A 17,183-nucleotide genomic window follows, 5' to 3' on the forward strand; every position below is an offset into this window, starting at 1 on the left:
CCGCGACTGCGGGCGATCGACGACGCCAGGAGGAGAGAGCCTCACAAGCGCCGCGGAGCGCAACCGGTGATCCGCGTCTCAGCGGATCGACGTGCGCGGAACGCAGGACGCTCTGCGAGACGCGACCACCCTCCCAGGCCGACTGCGGGCGATCGACGACGAAGGAGGAGAGAGCCTAGGAATGCTGCGGGAACCCGAGGTTGATGCCGCCGTGGGAGGGGTCGAGCCAGCGGCTGGTGATGGCCTTCTGCTGGGTGAAGAAGCGGACGCCTTCGGCTCCGTGGGCCTTGGTGTCGCCGAAGAGGGACGCCTTCCAGCCGCCGAAGGAGAACGTGGCGACGGGAACGGGGATGGGGACGTTGATGCCGATCATGCCGACCTCGACCTCGTTCTGGAAGCGGCGGGCCGCTCCTCCGTCGTTGGTGAAGATGGCCGTGCCGTTGCCGAACGCGCCGTTGTTGATCAGCGCGACGCCCTCCTCGTAGGAGGCGACGCGGACGATGGAGAGCACCGGTCCGAAGATCTCCTCCGTGTACGCGCGGGAGGTGGTGGGGACCTTGTCGAGCAGGGTCGGGCCGAGCCAGAACCCGTTCGCGTCGCCGTCCACCTCGATGCCGCGGCCGTCGATGACGACCTCCGCGCCGTCCTCCTCCGCGATCGCGATGTAGGAGGCGACCTTGTCGCGGTGCGCCTCGGTGATCAACGGGCCCATGTCGCAGCCACGGCGGCCGTCGCCGATGCGCAGCTTCGACGCCCTGTCCTGGATCCTGGTGATGAGCTCGTCGGCGACGGGCTCGACCGCGACGACGACCGAGATCGCCATGCACCGCTCCCCCGCCGAGCCGAAGCCGGCGTTGATGGCGGAGTCGGCGACGAGGTCCAGGTCCGCGTCGGGGAGCACCAGCATGTGGTTCTTCGCCCCGCCCAGCGCCTGCACCCGCTTGCCGTGCTTCGTGCCCGTCTCGTAGACGTACTGCGCGATCGGGGTGGAGCCGACGAACGAGATCGAGCGCACGTCGGAGTGCTCGAGCAGCCCGTCGACGGCCTGCTTGTCGCCGTTGAGCACCGTGTAGACGCCGTCGGGAAGGCCGGCCTCCTTCCAGAGGGCGCCGAGCCAGATCGCCGGGGACGGGTCCTTCTCGGAGGGCTTCACCACGACGGTGTTGCCGGCGGCGATGGCGATGGGGAAGAACCACATCGGCACCATCGCCGGGAAGTTGAAGGGGGAGATGATCCCGACCACGCCCAGCGGCTGCTTGGTCGAGTAGACGTCGACGCCCGTGGAGACCTGCTCCGAGTACTCGCCCTTGAGGTGGTGCGCGAGCCCGGTCGCGAACTCCACGACCTCCTGGCCGCGAGTGATCTCGCCGAGCGCGTCCGAGACGACCTTGCCGTGCTCCGACGTGATCAGCTCGGCGAGCTCCTGCTTCTTCGCCTCGAGGAGCTCGCGGAAGCGGAAGACGATCTGCTGCCGCTTCGCGAGCGACGTGTCGCGCCAGGCGGGGAAGGCGGCCTTCGCGGAGGCGACGGCGGCGTCCACCTCGGCGGAGTCGGCGAGCGCGACCTCCTTGGTCGCGACTCCCAGCGCCGGGTCGTAGACGGGAGCGGTGCGGCCGGACGAGGAGGCCGAGGGAGCCCCGTCGATCCAGTGGCCGACGACGGACAGGGCGGTGGCGGGCTCGGCGATGCTCATGGCGACGACTGTAGGGGCGTGATCACGGCCGCGGGGGTGCCGATCCGTCCAGCGGTGGAGGGGTGGTCTGGACGGATCGGCGCGCTCAGTCGGTGGGACGGGAGGCGTCGGGCGAGGGCGTCGCCGAATCGGGGCTCGAGGCGGCGGGGTCGGCCGCGCTCGGGCCCGCAGCGCCGAGGTCGGCGGCGCCGGCGCCGGCAGCGTCCGGCTCCGCGGTGTCCGGCTCCGCACCATCGGGATCGGCACCGGAGTCGGCAGCATCCTGCTCGGCTGTGCCGATCTCCTCACCGTGCACCTCGGCAGCGGACGCTTCAGCCGCTGCCTCCGCCGCACCCGCCGGGTCGAACCGCGCCAGCGCCGCCGTGATGTTGTCGTGCCCGCCGCGCTCGTTCGCCCAGGCGACCAGCGCCTCCGCGAGCGTGACCGGATCCGCGCCCACCCGCTCCTGCGACTCGCGCAGCACGCGCGCCAGGTCCTCGGCGGCGGACGCGTAGTTCCACAGCCCGTCGGAGCAGACCAGAACCCAGCCCGGCTCGGTCAGCTCCTCGGAGGCGACCCGCGGCTCCTCGTCGTGCGCGTCGGCGCCGAGCCAGCGGGTGATGGCGTGAGCGTCGGGCGCCGTCTCGGCCTGCTCCCGCGGCACTCCCGAGGCGATCTGCTCCTGCGCCCACGAATCGTCGACCGTGAGCTGCCGCGGCTCGCCCGCGTCCGGCATCCAGTAGCTGCGGCTGTCGCCCACGTTGCCCGTGACGAGCAGCGCGCCGTCCAGCACCGCCGCGGTGAAGGTGCACGAGGGCGGATTCGACCGCTTCTCGGGAACGGCCGCGTCGATCGCTCCGGAGGCGCGCGCGGTGGCCATCTGCAGCAGAGCGCGCCAGCGGTCCGCTCCCGCGCTCTCGCCGCCGACCTCGGCCTGCAGCGCGCTGAGTGCCGCGCGGGCCGCGGCGAGCGACGCCTTGTCGGAGTCGGGCGTCGAGGAGACCCCGTCGCAGACCACGAGCAGCGCCGTCCTCAGAGAGCCGTCGGCGCCGGTGGTCGCCCCGAGCGCCATCGCGTCCTCGTTGGCCGGGTGCCGGAGCCCGCGGTCGCAGACGCCGCCGACCAGCGGGTGCGGCGCTTCGGCCCAGTGCTCGCGCTCGGTCGGAGCGGGGCGTCCGCACTGCTCGCAGTAGCCGTCCTCGGCGACCGCTCCCCCGCAGTAGACGCAGGCGGCGGATCCTCCGACGGCGACGGGCGGAGCGGAGGGGGCGGCCGCGACGATCAGCGGCGTCCCGCAGGCCTCGCAGAACGCGTCGCCGGTCGTGACCGGCTCGCCGCAGTTCGGACAGGGAGTCGACAGCGCGCCGCTCATGTCAGCGTCCAGCGTCGGACCTCGTTGGCCCGGTCGACGAGGCGCAGGCGCTCGTCGCGCTCGCGAGTGGAGGCGGCGAGCGCGCGGTAGGAGGCCTCGAGGCCGTCGCGGATGGCGGCCTCGTTCGCCTCGACTCCACCGAGGGTCGCTCCCTCGGCCGGGCCGTCGCGCCGCACCAGCTCGAGGGCGGAGGCGAGGACCTGGGTCGTGAGCTCGAGGCGGGTCCGCTGGTCGATCGACACGGAGTCGACGCTCGCGAGGGCGGCCGAGAGCGCGGGCAGCCCGCGGCCCGACTCCGCCAGCAGCTCCGCCCGGCGGCGGCGCGCGTCGGAGTAGGAGGAGCGCGTGGGCGCGACGATGTCGAGCGCGTCGAGCGCCCCGTCGAGGTCGGAGCGCAGCTGCCGCACCCGCGCGAGACCGAAGGCGGCGGGTGCCGTGTAGTTCGCGTCGGCGCGGGCGCAGATCACGTAGAGGGACTCGGCGACCTCGGGCTCACCGCTCGCCTCGCACGCCGCGGCGAGCGCGAGCTTCGGGGCGAGCTCGCCGGGGACCTGCCCGTAGACGGTGTTGAAGGAGGCGCGGGCCCCGATGTCGTCGCCGCGCGCGAGCTGCGCGAGACCGCTCATCCAGACCGCCCGCCACTCCCACGGGTCCTCCGTGAGGATCTCGCCCGTCGCGCGGGCCGCCTCCTCCCAGCGCTGCGCCTCGATCGCCGCCCGGGCGCGGGCGAGCCGCACCTCGACCGTCACGGTGGGCGCGAGCGCGAGAGCGCGCAGGCGCACGATCGGGTCGGCGACGTTCACGCCCGCGAGCCACGACCGGGCGGGATCGGACTCGTCGCGGCGGAGCGCCGGCAGCGCGTCCCACGGCGGGACGCGGTCGACCACGTCGGCCACGGGCGCCTCGAACAGGGCCGACTCCGTCGAGTGCAGCGCGGGGTGTCCGGGACCGCGGTCGGTCGCGACGACCTCGCGCAGCACCCCGAGCAGCTGGCCGCGCATCTCGTCCACCGTGGCGAAGCGGTCCTGCGGGTCGGGAGCGCATGCCTTCGCGATCAGGCGGTAGAAGGAGTCGTAGCGCTGGAACAGCGGCGTCTCCGACACCGGCGGCAGCGAGGCGACGAAGGTCGTCTGGTTGCCGCGGAAGTCGAGCACCAGCGAGGCCAGCGTGCGGCCGATCGTGTAGACGTCGGAGGCGACCGAGGGACCGAGGTCGGCGACCTCCGGAGCCTGGTAGCCGACGGTGCCGTAGATGGCGGAGTCCTCGTCGTCGATCCGGCGCACTCCGCCGAGGTCGATCAGCTTGACCTGGTCGCCCACCTGGATCATGTTGTCCGGCTTGAAGTCGCAGTAGAGCAGGCCGTGGTCGTGCAGGTAGGCGAAGGCGGGCATGACCTCGAGCACGAAGGCGAGCGCCTGGTCCACCGGCAGCGGATCCGCGGCGCCGCCGTTGGCGTCCAGCCGCTCCTTCAGGATCTGCTTGAGGCTCGGCCCGCCGACGTACTCCATCACGATGTAGCCGGCGCCGTCGTGCAGGACGAAGTTGTAGATCTCGACGATCAGCGGGTGCTCGACCTCGGCCAGGAACCGGCGCTCGGTGACGGCCGCCGCGTACGCATCGGGGTCGCCGGAGTTGAGCAGGCCCTTGAGCACCACCCAGCGCCCCGAGACGTTCCGGTCGCGCGCGAGGTAGATCCAGCCGAGGCCGCCGTAGGCCAGGCAGCCGACGACCTCGTACTGGCCGCCGACGACGTCACCCTTCACCAGCTGCGGAGTGAACGAGAACGGCGTACGGCAGTTGGGGCAGAACCCCTCGGTGCGGCCGGGCCGACCGTCGCGCCCGCGGCCGACGGCCGTGCCGCAGTGCGAGCAGAAGCGCTTGCGCTCGGGGAGGACCGCCTCGGTCATCAGAGCGGCCATCGGGTCGGCGGCCGGGCGGGACGGGACGGTGGTGAGCCCGGCGCCGAGCCTCGGGCCGCGCAGTCGGGTCGAGGTGGTGCCGACGCGGCGGGTGACCTTCGAGCCGGTCTGCGCCGTGCGGGCGGAGCCGAGGGCGGCGGTGGCGAGGCGGGCGGAGGAGGTGCGCGTGCTGCGCGCGGTGGCCGACTCCTCCGCGGGCCCGGGTGCCGTGGCGCCGGGGGTGCCCTCGACGAAGCCGGTGCCGAAGGCGGCGGAGGCGGTGGCCGGCGGGGAGGCCGGAGCGGCGCGGCGCGCGGTCGGCGTGGAGGCGGCGGCGCCCTCCTCGGGCGGCAGGCCGCAGACGTTGCAGTAGCCGTCCTCGATCGTCCCGGTGCAGCCGGGAGTCGCGGTGCAGGGGGCGCCGTTCATAAAGTGGCCTTCCGGTGGTGCGCGGGGTCGGGGTGCGGGAGGTCGCGGGTGACGACGTCGTACTGCTCGACCAGGTGGCGGGCGAGCGGGACGGAGCAGGGCACCGCGTCGAGAGCGGCGCGCACCTCCTCCTCGGCCGCGACGCCGACGGCGGTGGCAGCGCGGCCGTTGCCCTCGGCACGCTCCCGCAGCGCCCGGAGGCGGAAGCCGAGGGCGGCCCGTTCGCGCAGCGGCGAGGTGTAAGCGGCCTCGACCGCGTCGAACGCGCGGCCGACGGCGGTCAGGCGGGCGAGGTGCGCGTCGAGCGCCTCGCGGTCGGACGGAGGATCGCCCAGCCGGGAGACGTCGGGCACGGCCAGCCGCGGCGGGTCGGCGATCTCGCGGCGGCAGCGGGCCACGAGCTCGCGCAGCGGCGCCTCGCGGCGCTCGGCCGCCTCCGCCAGCTCGCGCGCCCGACGGCGGTCGCGCTCGAGTCCGCGCCGCTCGGACGCGGCGATGATCAGGTCGCGCTCGAGCCGGGCGGAGTCGCTCTCGAGCTGGCCGAGCGGCCCCGTCACGTCGGCTCCCCGGCCCGCCCGCTCGGCGAGCGCGTCGAGGCGGGACCGCAGCACGGCGACCCGCTCCGCCCGCTCGCGGTCGACCGTGCCGCCGCGGTCACGGGTGAGGTCGCGGCAGCGCTCGATCTCGGCGCGCACCCCCACGATCCGTCCGGCGACGTCGGTGCCGCTGGGGTCGAGCTCGAGCCGGGAGCGCAGCTGGCCGACGACCGCGTCGCAGAGGCGCACCGCCTCCACCAGCGAGACCGCGCCGCTCCCGGAGGCGTCGAGACGGCCCCAGATCAGCTGCGACATCCGCTCGCGCGCCACGACGTCGACGCGGCCGGAGTCCCAGACCGCCTCGAGCTCGGCCAGGCGCCGGGTGACGGACTCGCGGAGCGACTGGGCGAGCACCACGTCGGCCGTGTAGTTCTCGGCCTGCGGCGACGCCAGCGCGGCGGCGTCGAGCCGCGAGAGCTCGCGCGTGGTCCGCTGCAGCCAGCGGGTGAGAGCGGCGAGGTACTCGAAGAGCTCGCGCTGCGGCGCGGCCTCCCCCAGCCGGCCCGGAGCGACGGGCGTTCCCTCCGCGAGACCGGTGCTCATCGGCCGTATACCGGGGCCGGCGGCGAGGCCTCGCCGAGGACCCCGAGCCAGCGATCGTAGATGCTCTGCCAGCGGCCGTCGCTGCGGATGCTCTCGAGCGAGGCGTTGACGAAGCGCACGAAGTCGGGGTCGTCGGCGGGCAGGCCGAGGCCGTAGGGCTCCGAGCTCAGGGCGTCGCCGACGACCTTCGCGTACGGATCCTGCGCCACGAAGCCCGCGAGGATCGTGTCGTCGCCCGCGATGGCGTCGACCTCGCCGGCCTGGAAGAGGGCGAGGCACTGCGAGTGCGTGGCGGCCTCGACGGCCTCGACCTCCGGGTAGTCGTTCTGCAGGCGGCTGAGCGTCGTGGTGCCGCTGGGCGCGCAGACCCTCTCCCCGCCGAGGTCGCCGATGCCCGTGATCGGGACGCCGTCGGGGTCGTCGGAGACGAGCACCTTGAGGCCGGCGTCGTAGTACTCGGACGAGAAGGCGATCGAGCTCCAGCGATCGCAGGTCATCGTGAGGGTGCGGGCCACCATGTCGACCTGCGGGGCGCCGTCGCCGCCGGTCAGCGCGGGGAGGCGCTGAGCGGAGGTGATCACGACGTAGTCGATGGAGTCGCTGCCGAGGATCGCCCGGGCGACCTCGCGGGCGATGTCGACGTCGAAGCCCTCGATCGCCCCCGTGATCGGGTTGCGGGCGCTCATCAGGAGGGTGTCGGCCGAGACGCCGACGCGCAGGGTCCCGCGCCCGCGGATCTCCGCGAGCCTGGTGCTGTCGGTCACGCCGGTCGGCGCGTAGGAGGTGACCGCCGAGGGCGAGCAGCCCGCCGCGGCAGGAGCGGCGGGAGCGGACGCGCTCGCCGTCGGAGTCGGGGTCGCCGCGGCGAGGGGCGTGCCGAGGTCGTCCGCCCCCGTCGTGCAGCCGGTGAGGGCGAGTGCCGCGGCGGTGGCCAGGGCGAGGGCGGCGGCGCGCAGGCGGTTCATCGGTACTCCTCCAGTCGCTGGGCTATGCCGCGCCAGGCGAACACGGCTCCGGCGAGACCCGCCGCCAGCAGGATCCACGAGACGAGGGTCGCGAACTCCGCACCTCTGTCGAGCGTGGTGGCGGCGGCCAGGGCCTTCTCCTGCACCACGTCGCGGGCGTCGTCGGAGAAGGTGGTGAAGAGGTCGTTCGGCGTGCCGTTCCCGGTGATCGTGGCGACGCGGACGGCCTGGTCCCAGTTCCCGGCGTCGTCCGCGGCGCGGATCTCCTCGTGGAACGACTGCCACTGCCCGAACTCGTCGACGAGCCGCGTCCTCGCCAGCTCGTCCTGCAGGTCGCCCGAGAGCTTCTCCCGGGCGGAGTCGACGGCCTGGGTGTAGCGCTCCTCGAGGGCGGCGCCGGAGCCGCGCTTGATCAGCGTGAAGCTCTCGAGCGACTTGGCGTCGCTCGCGGCGATGAGCGCGTTCGACACGGTGAGCGCCTCGCGGTAGGACTCGACCCGCGCCGTCCCCGCGTCCGCCGCGACCGATCCGTAGGCGAGCGCCCCGCCGACGCCGACGACCAGCAGGAGGGCGGTCCCCGTGGCGAGCGGGCGGTTGAGGTAGCGGTGCGTACGGCGGGCGAGCCAGAGCTGCGCCGCCAGGAGGAGGACCAGCATCACGAGCGAGCCGACCATGAGCAGGACGCTCCAGCGGACGGCGTCGTAGGCGGCCGCGACCCGGTCGGCGCCGGAGTCGACGAGCCCGTCGAGGTCCTCGAGGATGCCGCCGTCTCCCGAGAGGGCCGTCGACGCCTGGTCGAGATACGCCGAGGCGACGGGGAAGCCCTGCCGGTTGTTGGCCCGCGCCTGCTCGATCAGCCCGCTGTAGGTCGTGATGCTGCTGGCGACCCGGGCGAGGGCCCGGGTGTCCGCCGAGTCGGCGGCCGAGAGCCCGGCGATCGCGGAGGCGGCGCCGGTGAGGCTCGAGACGTACGACGCCCGCAGCTCGGTCGGCTCCAGTCCGCCGACGAGGAAGGTGTTGGCCGCGATCGCGTTGGCGTCCACCAGCAGCGTGCGGACGTTCTGCACGCCGAGGAGCTGCGCCGACTGCTCCCGGGCCGTCGTCGCGGCGCGCGCCTGCATCGCTCCGGCCTGCTGCGCGAACACGCCGAACAGCACGGCGGCCAGCGCCGTCAGGGCGAGCAGGAGGCGCAGGGTGGCCGGAGTGGTCGCGGTCGCGCGGGCGAGCAGCGACGGCTTCCGCTGCGCCGGCCGGTTGGCGACCTGGACGAGGGGCGGCTCGGGGATCCTCTGCGCGGGCGGCGCGGCGGGTGCGGTGCTCAACGGCTCTCCTCCTCGGGGTCGTCGGTGACGGGGACGGCCGTGCCGCTCGGGGCGGCGTCCGCCTGCCCGAAGGCCTCCTCAGAGCCGTCGACCGCGCCCTCGTCGTCGTCGCCGGCTCCGTCCGGGCTGCTCGAGGCTTCGGGGCTCTCCACCACGTCCTCGGGGAGCAGGATGCGCAGCTGGTCGAGCGTCGGCTCCTCCACGTCGCGGAGGCGCCAGGCGTGCCGGGCGATCGCCGCGTCGAGGACGTTGCGGACCCAGCGCCCGTTGCCGAACGCCTCCGTGCGCTGCTGCGCCGAGGCGAGGCCCGCGAACGCGGCGAGCGCCTCCTCCGTCGGCTCGAAGTCCGCGGAGGCGGCGAGGCGGCCGAAGATCGCCGAGAGCTCGTCGTCGGAGTAGTCGGCGAAGTCGATCGTGGTCGAGAAGCGGCTGGCGAGACCCGGGTTCGTGTCGAGGAAGCCCTGCATCGGCCCGGAGTAGCCGGCGACGATCACGACGAGGTCGCCGCGGTGGTCCTCCATGTCCTTCACGAGGGTGGTGACCGCCTCCGCGCCGTACTGGTCGAGCGCGAGCGCGTAGGCCTCGTCGATGAAGAGGACGCCGCCGCGCGCGGAGGCGATCACCTCCGCGGTCTTCGTCGCGGTCTGCCCGAGGTAGCCGGCCACCAGCTCCGATCGGTCGACCTCGACGAGCACGCCCTTCGAGAGGATGCCGAGCGAGCGGTAGATCCGCGAGACCAGCCGCGCCACCGTCGTCTTGCCCGTGCCGGGGTTCCCCGTGAAGACGAGGTGGCGGGTGAGCGTGGGCGTGCTGAGTCCGGCGGCCTGGCGCAGGGTGTCGATCCGGAGCAGCTGCGTCTGCCGCTTGATCTCGCTCTTCACCCGGTCGAGGCCGATCAGCGCGTCGAGCTCGGCGAGCAGGTCGTCGATGGACTCCGGCGGGTCGAGCGGCTCCGGCTCGGAGGCGGGCTCCGCGGCGGGAGCGGCGGCGGGCGCCGGCTCGTCCTGCGGACCGTCGTGCTCGGTCCGGCGGAGGCGCTCGAGGATCTCGTCGACCCCGGGCACGCCGGCGGGCAGACCGGTCGGCAGGTCGGCGCTCGCGGCACCGTCCGGCGTCCGGCCGGTCGTGTGCGGTACTCCTCCGCTCGTCGTCGGAGCGGCGCCCCGGGCGCCCGGGACGGCGGAGAGCTGGGCCGCGGCGGTCGCGGAGGCGGAGGCGATGCCGCCGATGCCCGGGTCGCCGAGAGCGCTGGCCGCCGAGACGACCTCGGTCAGGGCGCGGGCGTAGGCGGAGGAGTGGTGAGAGCCCGCGCCGACCAGGGCGGCCAGCTGATCGGTCGGCCCCGACCGCCAGCGCCGGCCGCTCGAGGCGGCGGTGAAGAACGCCTCCAGACCGCCCGTCGCGCCGGTCGCGGCGAGCCAGTCCTGCCCGGCGCCGCGGATCGACTCGGCGACGGCGGCGGCCAGCCGCGCACCCTCGTCGCGGACGGCCGCGGCGTCGAGGCCGGCGGCCGTCCCCGCGAGCACGAGGGCGTCCAGCGCCGGGGCGAGCGCGGTCACGAGGCGCTCGGCGGGGTCAGCGAGCCGGATCCGGACGGCGCTCCCGGCTGCGGAGGCGCGTCGAGACCGCTCGGGGAGAGCGAGGACTCCGTGAACTTCTCGGCCAGGAACTGCCCGTGCGCGATCAGCGCCGAGGCGTCCTGCCGCGAGACGGCGTCCGAGATGCGGTCGAGCGTGCCTCCGAGGAGGTCGAGCTGGTCGCAGAGGATCATCAGCGAGGTCTTCCCCCTGTGCACGGCGCGGCGGTCGGCGAAGTCCCTCGGCAGGCGGAGGTAGCCCTCCACCGCCTCGGGGAGGTAGCTGGTCGCGGTCGCGACGACGGTGTGGCCCTGCCGGCTCATCCCGCCGAGGCGGTCGAGACGGGGCACCATCTCGCGGACCGTCTCGTCGATCCGCTGGATGCGCGCCGCGACGATGCCGGGCACCCGGCCCTCCGTCCGCGTGCCGACCCGGTCGAGCGCCGCGAGGATGTCCTCGCTCGTCGGGACGCTCGGCAGAGCGGGCGCGGTCTCCTCCGGCGCCGCGGGGGCACCCGTGAACAGTCGGGAGAACCAGCCCATCGGCTAGCGGCCGAGATCGAGCGAGGACGTCGCGTCGATGTCCGAGTTGCTGCGGCGGGCCCGCTCGACGTACTCGCCGGCCTTCGCCGTCTCGGTCTGCAGGACTCCGACGGTCTGGGCCATGCTGTCGAGCGCCTTGATCTTGAAGTCCGAGATCGAGTCCATCGTCTGGTAGATGTTCGCGAACGCGGCCTGCAGCTGCGGCAGTCCGACCGTGGCCGAGGCGGCCTGCGACTGGATCGAGGCGGACTGGTCGGCGAGCATGCGCGAGGTGGCCTCGATCATGTTGGACGTCGTGGTGTTCAGCGCCGTGATCTGATCGAGCACGAGGCGCTGGTTGGCGAGCGCCTGCGCCACGATGACCGCCGTGCGCAGCGCCGAGACGGTCGTGGTCGTCGCCCGGTCGACGCCCTTGATCAGCTCGACGTTGTTCTTGATGACGACGTCGATCGCGAGGTAGCCCTGGATCGACACGGCCAGCTGGGTCAGCAGGTCCTGGTGCTTCTGGCGCGCGTAGAAGAGGACGTCCTCGCGCAGCGCCTTCGCCCGCTCCGGATCGGTCGCGTCGAGCTCGGCGATCTTCGCCGAGAGCTTCACGTCGAGCCGCTCGGCGACGTAGATGTACTCGTTGAGACGGGTCATCGTCTCCCAGAGGTTCTGCTTCTCGAGGTTCAGGGCCGCGTTGTCCTTCCGCAGCTCGTCCTGCCCGTCGTACAGGGCCTGGATGATCGCGTTCAGGTGCGACTGGGCGCTCTCGTAGCGGCGGAAGTAGTCGGTGATCTTGTTGCCGAACGGGATGAAGCCCAGGATCTTCTTCTGCAGGTTGTCCTCGGACGGGTCCAGATCCTCCACCGTGCGGCGCAGCTCGAGCAGCGTCTTGCCGATGGTCGACCCCTCGGAGAGCCCGCCCTCCTGGAGGGCGCGCACCGGCGTGCTCAGCAGCCGGTTCGACGAGTCGGCGGCCGAGCGGATGTCGGCGTCGCCCATCGTGCGGATGTCGTTGGCCCGCGTCGCGAACTCGGGGCTGCGGGACTCCGTCGCCAGGAGCGTGTCGAGGTAGCCGTCGACCTTCGCCTCGAGGCCGGGCAGGGCGGCTTCCGGCACCTTCGGCGCGATCGACGGCGCCGAGGTGGTCGGCACCGCTGCCACCGGCTCCGGAGGCGTGAGCGAGAGGGCGTTCTGGACGGGCGGCTGCAGGGCCTCGGTCATCGGGATCCTCACCGTTCCTGGCGCTCGGCGCCGACTGGGATGAACGTCCGTCCAGCATATCCCGGGCCCTCCCGCGGGATCCCCGCGAGCCGCCTCGTCCGAGGACTCGACGCGATCGGGCGGCTGTGGAGGAGCGTCCGCCGCCGGTCAGACCGCCTTCGGGCGCCTCCGCAGCGTCGCCACCGCGACTCCGGCCAGGGCGAGCGCGCCTCCGAGCAGCGCGGCGAGCGGCGGGGTCTCGCCCAGGACGAGCCAGGACAGCAGCACGACCACCGCGGGCACCGCGTAGGTGGACGCCGCGGTACGACCCGCGCTGGAGCGCGCGAGGACGTACCCCCACGTCGTGAAGGCGACGGCCGTCGGGAAGATCCCGAGGTAGACCACGGCCAGGATCGAGGAGAGCGGAGCGGCGGCGAGCGCCTCGACGAGCTCCGGGGCGAAGGGCAGGCACGCGACCGTGCCGGCGAGGCAGCCGAGCCAGGTCATCGTCGGCGCGTCGATCCGTCCCAGCAGGCGCTTCTGAAGGGTCGCCGCGCTGCCGTAGACGACGGCGGCGACCAGGCCGAGGGCGACGCCGATCACGTCGAACTGCCCGGTGGAGGTGGAGAACGCGATCACCGCGACGCCGGTCAGCGCCACGAGCATCCCGGCGAGGAGACGGCGGGGGAATCCCTCCCCCAGCAGCAGCCCGGCGAGCACGGCGGTGATCATCGGCGCGATGTTCACCAGCAGCGCCGCCGTCCCCGCGTCGACATGCCGCTCCGCAGCGTTCAACGCCAGGTTGTAGACCCCGAACCAGGCGACCCCCCAGCCCAGCACGAGCAGGAGGAGGCGCCCGCGCGGGACCGCCGTGCGCGGATCCGGAGCCGCCTCCGAGCGGCGCCTCCGGGCGGTGAGGACGACGCGCACCACCGTGAGCGCGAGCGACCCCACCACGATGCGGCCGAGGGTCAGCGCGCCCGGGCCGAAGTCCTCCGTCGTGGCGCGGATGCCGACGAAGGCCGACGCCCAGAGCAGGACGGTGACCGCGATCGCGCCCCACAGCAGGAGGGCGTCCCTCGTGGAGGGCGGGGCGGAGGAGGAGACGTCGGTCATGAGGCCATCGTGGCGCTGCCGGGGATTCAGCACCAGTTCCGTTCGCTGTCGGATCGTTCAGCCGGACTGTACGGTCGTCTCATGCTCGACGTGCACCGGCTCCGCATCCTCCGCTCCGTCGTCGCCTCCGGCTCGATCGCAGGAGCCGCCTCCGGCCTCGGCTACACGCCGTCCGCCGTCAGCCAGCACCTCTCCGCTCTGCAGCGCGAGACCGGACTGACCCTGCTGGAGCGGGTGGGCCGCGGCGTCCGCCCGACCCCAGCCGGACGCGCCCTCGCTGCCCAGGCGGACCGCGTCCTCGAGCGCCTCGCCGAAGCGGAGGCCGTGGTGGAGGAGCTGCGCGAGGGCCGCTCCGGCCGCCTCTCGGTGACGTACTTCGCCTCCGTCGGCAGCGCCTGGATGCCGGAGGTCGCCCGCCGGCTGACCGCCGCGTTCCCCGGCCTCGCCCTCGATCTGCGCCTGGGAGAGGAGCTCGACGACGACCTCGGCGCGCGCCCCGACGTGCAGCTCCTCGTCGCCTCCTCCGAGCCGACCGCCCCCGGATTCACGGCGCACCACCTCCTCGACGACCCCTACCTCGTCGTCCTGCCCGACGGTCATCCGCTCGCCTCCCGGAGCGAGATCGACCTCGCCGAGCTCGCGAACGAGCGCTGGGTCGACAACGACCTGCCCACCGGCTGGTGCCGCCGGAACGTCGTGGAGGCCTGCGCCGCCGCCGGGTTCGCGCCGCCCTTCCACGTCCAGGCCAACGACCACATCACCGCCGCCGCGTTCGTCGCCGCGGGCATGGGCGTGACGGTCCTGCCGGAGCTCGCGGCCCACCGTCTGCCGGACGGCGTCCGCGCCGTGCCCGTCGTCCGTCCCCGGCCTGTCCGCTCCCTCGAGGCCGTCGTGCGGAACTCCGCCGCCTCCTCCGCACCGGTGGCCCTGGTGCTGGAGACACTGAAGGCCCTCGCCGCGCGCCGCTGAGCGCGCCTGCACGGGCGAGCTCGCAGCACACCGGAGCACGATGGGCGCGTGAGCTCCGTCGAACCCGTCACCCGTTCCGCGCCCGCGCTCGGCGGACCGCGCATCCTGAAGCAGCGCTGGACCGAGGCGACGTTCCTGCACTGGCGGGTCGACCCCGCCCTGGTGGCGCCCCACCTCCCGGCCGGGACGAGGCCCGACGAGCACGACGGCTCCTCCTGGGTGGGCCTGATCCCGTTCCGGCTCTCGCGGACGGCCTTCCTCGGCGGCCCGCGGGTGCCCTGGCTCGGCACCTTCCCCGAGGTGAACGTCCGGCTCTACTCCGTCGACGAGCAGGGACGACGCGGAGTCGTGTTCGTCTCGCTCGACGCCTCCCACCTCCTTCCCGTGCTCACCGCGCAGGCGGTGTTCGGGCTCCCCTACCGCTGGGCCCGGATGAGCATCGAGCACCGCCACGGCGCGGTGATCTACGACACGATCCGGCACTCGGACTCGGCCGCCCGCTCCCGGATCGTCGTCCGCCCGGGCGACCCGGTCGGCGAGGACCCGCTCGCCTCGTTCCTCACTGCACGCTGGGCCTACCACGAGCGCCACCTGGGCTCCACCTGGTACGGCCGCAACCTGCACCGGCCGTGGCCGCTGCGCCGCGCGGAGCTGCTGGCGCTCGACGACGGGCTGCTCGACGCCGCGGGCTTCCCCGGGCTGGCGACGCGCGCGCCGGACTCGGTGCTGTACTCGGCGGGAGTGGAGACCGTGTTCACGGTGCCGCGGAAGGTGTGAGGGGGGCGACGCTCCTCCACAGACGGTTCTTCGCGATGCTGTCCGATGAAACGGCGCTCCCGAGGCCCACGGCGAGACTTCGTCCGGTGAGATCAGGGCATGAAGGAATCGGCGACAGTAGACGACGCGCTCACGGAGGCGCTCGCGCTCGCCGGCTCACGGCACGCTGAGCGGTCCGCCGTCGAGGCATCCCGGTACCGGGCAGTCGAGGAGGCACGCCGCCTCGCGATGGCGGCACCGGCGGCGCTCGTCGGCGAGCACGTCCAGGTGCAGGTGGATCGGGCGGAGGCGGCGCACCGGGCGCTGATCGCGGAGCTCGCGACGGGACTCCGGGTCTCGGAGGCGCACGCCTCTGCACTGGTCGACGAGGCGCGCCTGCTGGTGAACGACCTCCCGGCGACGTTGCGCGCACTCGCGGACGGAGCGCTCTCCCCCGAGCATGCGCGACTCGTGGTGCGAGGAGCACTCGACGTCCCCGCCGAGGTCCGTGGGCGCTTCGACGAGGAGGCCGCCACGATCGCGGTCGCCTGCACGCCGCCCCAGCTGCGACGCGCCCTCCGGTCGCTCCGGGAACGGCTGCACCCGCAGACGCTCAGCGAACGTCATAGGGACTGCGCCCGTCGTCGCGCGCTCTGGGTGGAGGGCCTCGACGACGGGATGGCGATCCTGCACCTCTACACCGCAGCTCCCGATGTGCTCGGCGCGATGGACAGGATCGACCGGGCCGCCCGCTCCCTCGCGGATCTGCCGGACGAGGAGCGGACGCTGGGCCAGCTCCGCGCAGACATCGCCGCTGCGCTGCTGGTCGACGGGGAGACATCGGCCGACGGAGACGGCACGTCGATGCCGGCGGGAGTGCGCGCCGAAGTCGCGGTGACCGTGCCGGCGCTGACCCTCCTCGGGCGGTCCGACCAGCCCGCCGTCCTCGACGGATACGGACCCGTCGATCCGGAGACCGCGCGGCGTCTCACAGCAGGTGCTCCCTCGTTCACGCGGCTGCTCACCCATCCGGAGAGCGGAGCGGTCCTCTCCGTCGGACGCGACTCCTACCGAGTGCCGGCGGACCTGCGTCGCCACCTCCAGCACCGCGACGGGACCTGCCGGTTCCCGGGATGCACCCGCAGCACCCGCCACGCGGACGTCGACCACGCGAACGACTGGCACCACGGAGGCACCACGTCGGCCGACAACCTCGCGCACCTCTGCCGACACCACCACCGGCTCCGCCACACCACGGGGTGGACCCACCGGCAGGAGCCGGACGGCACGCTGCACTGGACGAGCCCGACGGGACGGCAGCATGTCACCCGGCCCGGGGAGCCGGGGAACGGGACGGAGGGCGGACACGATCCGACCGGGACCGGCGGGCCGTGACAAGGGGCAGGTCGGGTGGCGTGGACGGGCAGGTCAAGGGGCGGGCCCGCTTCGGCGCGCCCGCGTAGCGTGGACGGCACGGGCCGATAGGCGCGGAAGCGACAAGAGGGGCAGCGACATGGCAGGAACGAAGGACAGGAAAGACGCGACGACGGGGACCTCCGCGGTGCTCTTCGACATCGACGGGACCCTCGCCGACACGAACTTCCTCCACGTCGAGGCGTGGTCGCGCGCCTTCTGGCAGGCCGACCTCGTCGTCCCCGCCTGGCGCATCCAACGAGCGATCGGCGCAGACTCGTCGGAGCTGCTCGACATGCTCCTCGAGGACGAAGTGAAGGAGGAGCAGCGCGCACTGGTGAAGTCGCTGCACACCAAGAACTACGCCGAGACGACAGCACGCATCGTTCCACTCCCGGGAGCTCGCGAGCTCGTCGCGACGCTCGTCGGTCGAGGCGTCCACGTCGTCCTCGCCACCTCGGCACCGCAGAACGAGCTGGACGTGCTTCTCGACGTCCTCGACTTCGGCGGCTCCGTCCACGCTGTCACCAGCGGCGCAGACGTCTCGACCGCCAAGCCAGCACCCGACCTGATCTCGATCGCGCTCGACCGCGCGGGCGTCTCCGTCGACCGCGCCGTCATGGTCGGCGACGCGACCTGGGACGTCCTGGCCGCCGAGCGCGCGGGCCTGGCAACGGTCGGAGTCCTCTCCGGCGGTACCTCGGAGCACGAACTCCGCGAGGCCGGGGCCGTCGCCGTCTACGAGGACGCGGCGGCCGTCCTGACCGGTCTCGGTGAAGGGCCCCTCGCGAGCCTCCTGAACTGACCGACCGCCACCCCAGGAGG

At 73.7% G+C, this 17,183-nt stretch carries 14 protein-coding genes; 4 read left to right on the plus strand and 10 right to left on the minus strand.

Translation table 11 applies throughout. The features are described from left to right. Positions 1–175 precede the first annotated feature (175 nt). The 10 genes from C5C99_RS02800 to C5C99_RS02845 form a co-directional block, all read right to left on the minus strand. Positions 176–1,693, minus strand: a complete 1,518-nt coding sequence (locus C5C99_RS02800; RefSeq protein WP_104339564.1) for a CoA-acylating methylmalonate-semialdehyde dehydrogenase — start codon at positions 1,691–1,693, stop codon at positions 176–178. An 85-nt stretch (positions 1,694–1,778) separates the two neighbouring features. Beyond that, positions 1,779–3,044 carry a PP2C family serine/threonine-protein phosphatase gene (locus tag C5C99_RS02805; protein ID WP_104339565.1) on the minus strand — a complete coding sequence of 422 codons (1,266 nt, stop codon included), beginning with the start codon at positions 3,042–3,044 and terminating at the stop codon, positions 1,779–1,781. After that, entirely contained in the window at positions 3,041–5,371 is a 2,331-nt protein-coding gene (locus C5C99_RS02810; RefSeq protein ID WP_104223838.1) for a serine/threonine-protein kinase, read from the minus strand. Before C5C99_RS02810 ends, C5C99_RS02805 begins: the two co-directional genes overlap by 4 nt. Continuing rightward, positions 5,368–6,510: a hypothetical protein gene (locus C5C99_RS02815; RefSeq protein ID WP_104339566.1), complete on the minus strand. Its 1,143-nt coding sequence runs from the start codon at positions 6,508–6,510 to the stop codon at positions 5,368–5,370. Before C5C99_RS02815 ends, C5C99_RS02810 begins: the two co-directional genes overlap by 4 nt. Then, positions 6,507–7,475 (minus strand): glutamate ABC transporter substrate-binding protein, encoded by a 969-nt coding sequence (locus C5C99_RS02820; RefSeq protein ID WP_104339567.1) that lies wholly within the window; start codon positions 7,473–7,475, stop codon positions 6,507–6,509. The genes C5C99_RS02815 and C5C99_RS02820 overlap by 4 nt, the downstream gene beginning before the upstream one ends. Further along, positions 7,472–8,797 (minus strand): hypothetical protein, encoded by a 1,326-nt coding sequence (locus tag C5C99_RS02825; RefSeq protein WP_104339568.1) that lies wholly within the window; start codon positions 8,795–8,797, stop codon positions 7,472–7,474. The genes C5C99_RS02820 and C5C99_RS02825 overlap by 4 nt, the downstream gene beginning before the upstream one ends. Beyond that, positions 8,794–10,356, minus strand: a complete 1,563-nt coding sequence (locus tag C5C99_RS02830) for an AAA family ATPase (RefSeq protein WP_258063609.1) — start codon at positions 10,354–10,356, stop codon at positions 8,794–8,796. Before C5C99_RS02830 ends, C5C99_RS02825 begins: the two co-directional genes overlap by 4 nt. After that, positions 10,353–10,916: a hypothetical protein gene (locus C5C99_RS02835; RefSeq protein ID WP_104223834.1), complete on the minus strand. Its 564-nt coding sequence runs from the start codon at positions 10,914–10,916 to the stop codon at positions 10,353–10,355. Before C5C99_RS02835 ends, C5C99_RS02830 begins: the two co-directional genes overlap by 4 nt. A gap of 3 nt (positions 10,917–10,919) precedes the next feature. Beyond that, on the minus strand, positions 10,920–12,125 hold the full coding sequence (locus C5C99_RS02840) for a toxic anion resistance protein (protein ID WP_104223833.1): 1,206 nt from the start codon (positions 12,123–12,125) through the stop codon (positions 10,920–10,922). Positions 12,126–12,272: 147 nt separating this feature from the next. After that, positions 12,273–13,220, minus strand: a complete 948-nt coding sequence (locus C5C99_RS02845) for a DMT family transporter (RefSeq protein WP_104249861.1) — start codon at positions 13,218–13,220, stop codon at positions 12,273–12,275. A gap of 81 nt (positions 13,221–13,301) precedes the next feature. Here C5C99_RS02845 and C5C99_RS02850 point away from each other — a divergent pair, with 81 nt between their 5' ends. The 4 genes from C5C99_RS02850 to C5C99_RS02865 all read left to right on the plus strand — a co-directional run bounded on the left by C5C99_RS02850 (position 13,302) and on the right by C5C99_RS02865 (position 17,163). After that, positions 13,302–14,189 (plus strand): LysR family transcriptional regulator, encoded by an 888-nt coding sequence (locus C5C99_RS02850; protein WP_104335515.1) that lies wholly within the window; start codon positions 13,302–13,304, stop codon positions 14,187–14,189. A 48-nt stretch (positions 14,190–14,237) separates the two neighbouring features. Next, complete coding sequence (locus C5C99_RS02855; protein ID WP_104237664.1) at positions 14,238–14,966, plus strand: YqjF family protein; 729 nt, start codon at positions 14,238–14,240, stop codon at positions 14,964–14,966. A 99-nt stretch (positions 14,967–15,065) separates the two neighbouring features. Continuing rightward, entirely contained in the window at positions 15,066–16,340 is a 1,275-nt protein-coding gene (locus tag C5C99_RS02860; RefSeq protein ID WP_104339569.1) for an HNH endonuclease signature motif containing protein, read from the plus strand. 118 nt (positions 16,341–16,458) lie between these two features. Next, on the plus strand, positions 16,459–17,163 hold the full coding sequence (locus tag C5C99_RS02865; RefSeq protein ID WP_104223828.1) for an HAD family hydrolase: 705 nt from the start codon (positions 16,459–16,461) through the stop codon (positions 17,161–17,163). Positions 17,164–17,183: the final 20 nt, after the last annotated feature.

This window comes from Rathayibacter sp. AY1C4 (genome assembly GCF_002932195.1).
In the GTDB taxonomy this organism is placed as follows: domain Bacteria; phylum Actinomycetota; class Actinomycetes; order Actinomycetales; family Microbacteriaceae; genus Rathayibacter.

Excerpts from the sequence above, each read along its gene's own strand:
- C5C99_RS02800 (WP_104339564.1), bottom strand. The coding sequence starts at position 1,693 with ATGAGCATCGCCGAGCCCGCCACCGCCCTGTCCGTCGTCGGCCACTGG.
- C5C99_RS02805 (WP_104339565.1), bottom strand. The coding sequence starts at position 3,044 with ATGAGCGGCGCGCTGTCGACTCCCTGTCCGAACTGCGGCGAGCCGGTC.
- C5C99_RS02810 (WP_104223838.1), bottom strand. The coding sequence starts at position 5,371 with ATGAACGGCGCCCCCTGCACCGCGACTCCCGGCTGCACCGGGACGATC.
- C5C99_RS02815 (WP_104339566.1), bottom strand. The coding sequence starts at position 6,510 with ATGAGCACCGGTCTCGCGGAGGGAACGCCCGTCGCTCCGGGCCGGCTG.
- C5C99_RS02820 (WP_104339567.1), bottom strand. The coding sequence starts at position 7,475 with ATGAACCGCCTGCGCGCCGCCGCCCTCGCCCTGGCCACCGCCGCGGCA.
- C5C99_RS02835 (WP_104223834.1), bottom strand. The coding sequence starts at position 10,916 with ATGGGCTGGTTCTCCCGACTGTTCACGGGTGCCCCCGCGGCGCCGGAG.
- C5C99_RS02840 (WP_104223833.1), bottom strand. The coding sequence starts at position 12,125 with ATGACCGAGGCCCTGCAGCCGCCCGTCCAGAACGCCCTCTCGCTCACG.
- C5C99_RS02845 (WP_104249861.1), bottom strand. The coding sequence starts at position 13,220 with ATGACCGACGTCTCCTCCTCCGCCCCGCCCTCCACGAGGGACGCCCTC.
- C5C99_RS02850 (WP_104335515.1), top strand. The coding sequence starts at position 13,302 with ATGCTCGACGTGCACCGGCTCCGCATCCTCCGCTCCGTCGTCGCCTCC.
- C5C99_RS02860 (WP_104339569.1), top strand. The coding sequence starts at position 15,066 with ATGAAGGAATCGGCGACAGTAGACGACGCGCTCACGGAGGCGCTCGCG.
- C5C99_RS02865 (WP_104223828.1), top strand. The coding sequence starts at position 16,459 with ATGGCAGGAACGAAGGACAGGAAAGACGCGACGACGGGGACCTCCGCG.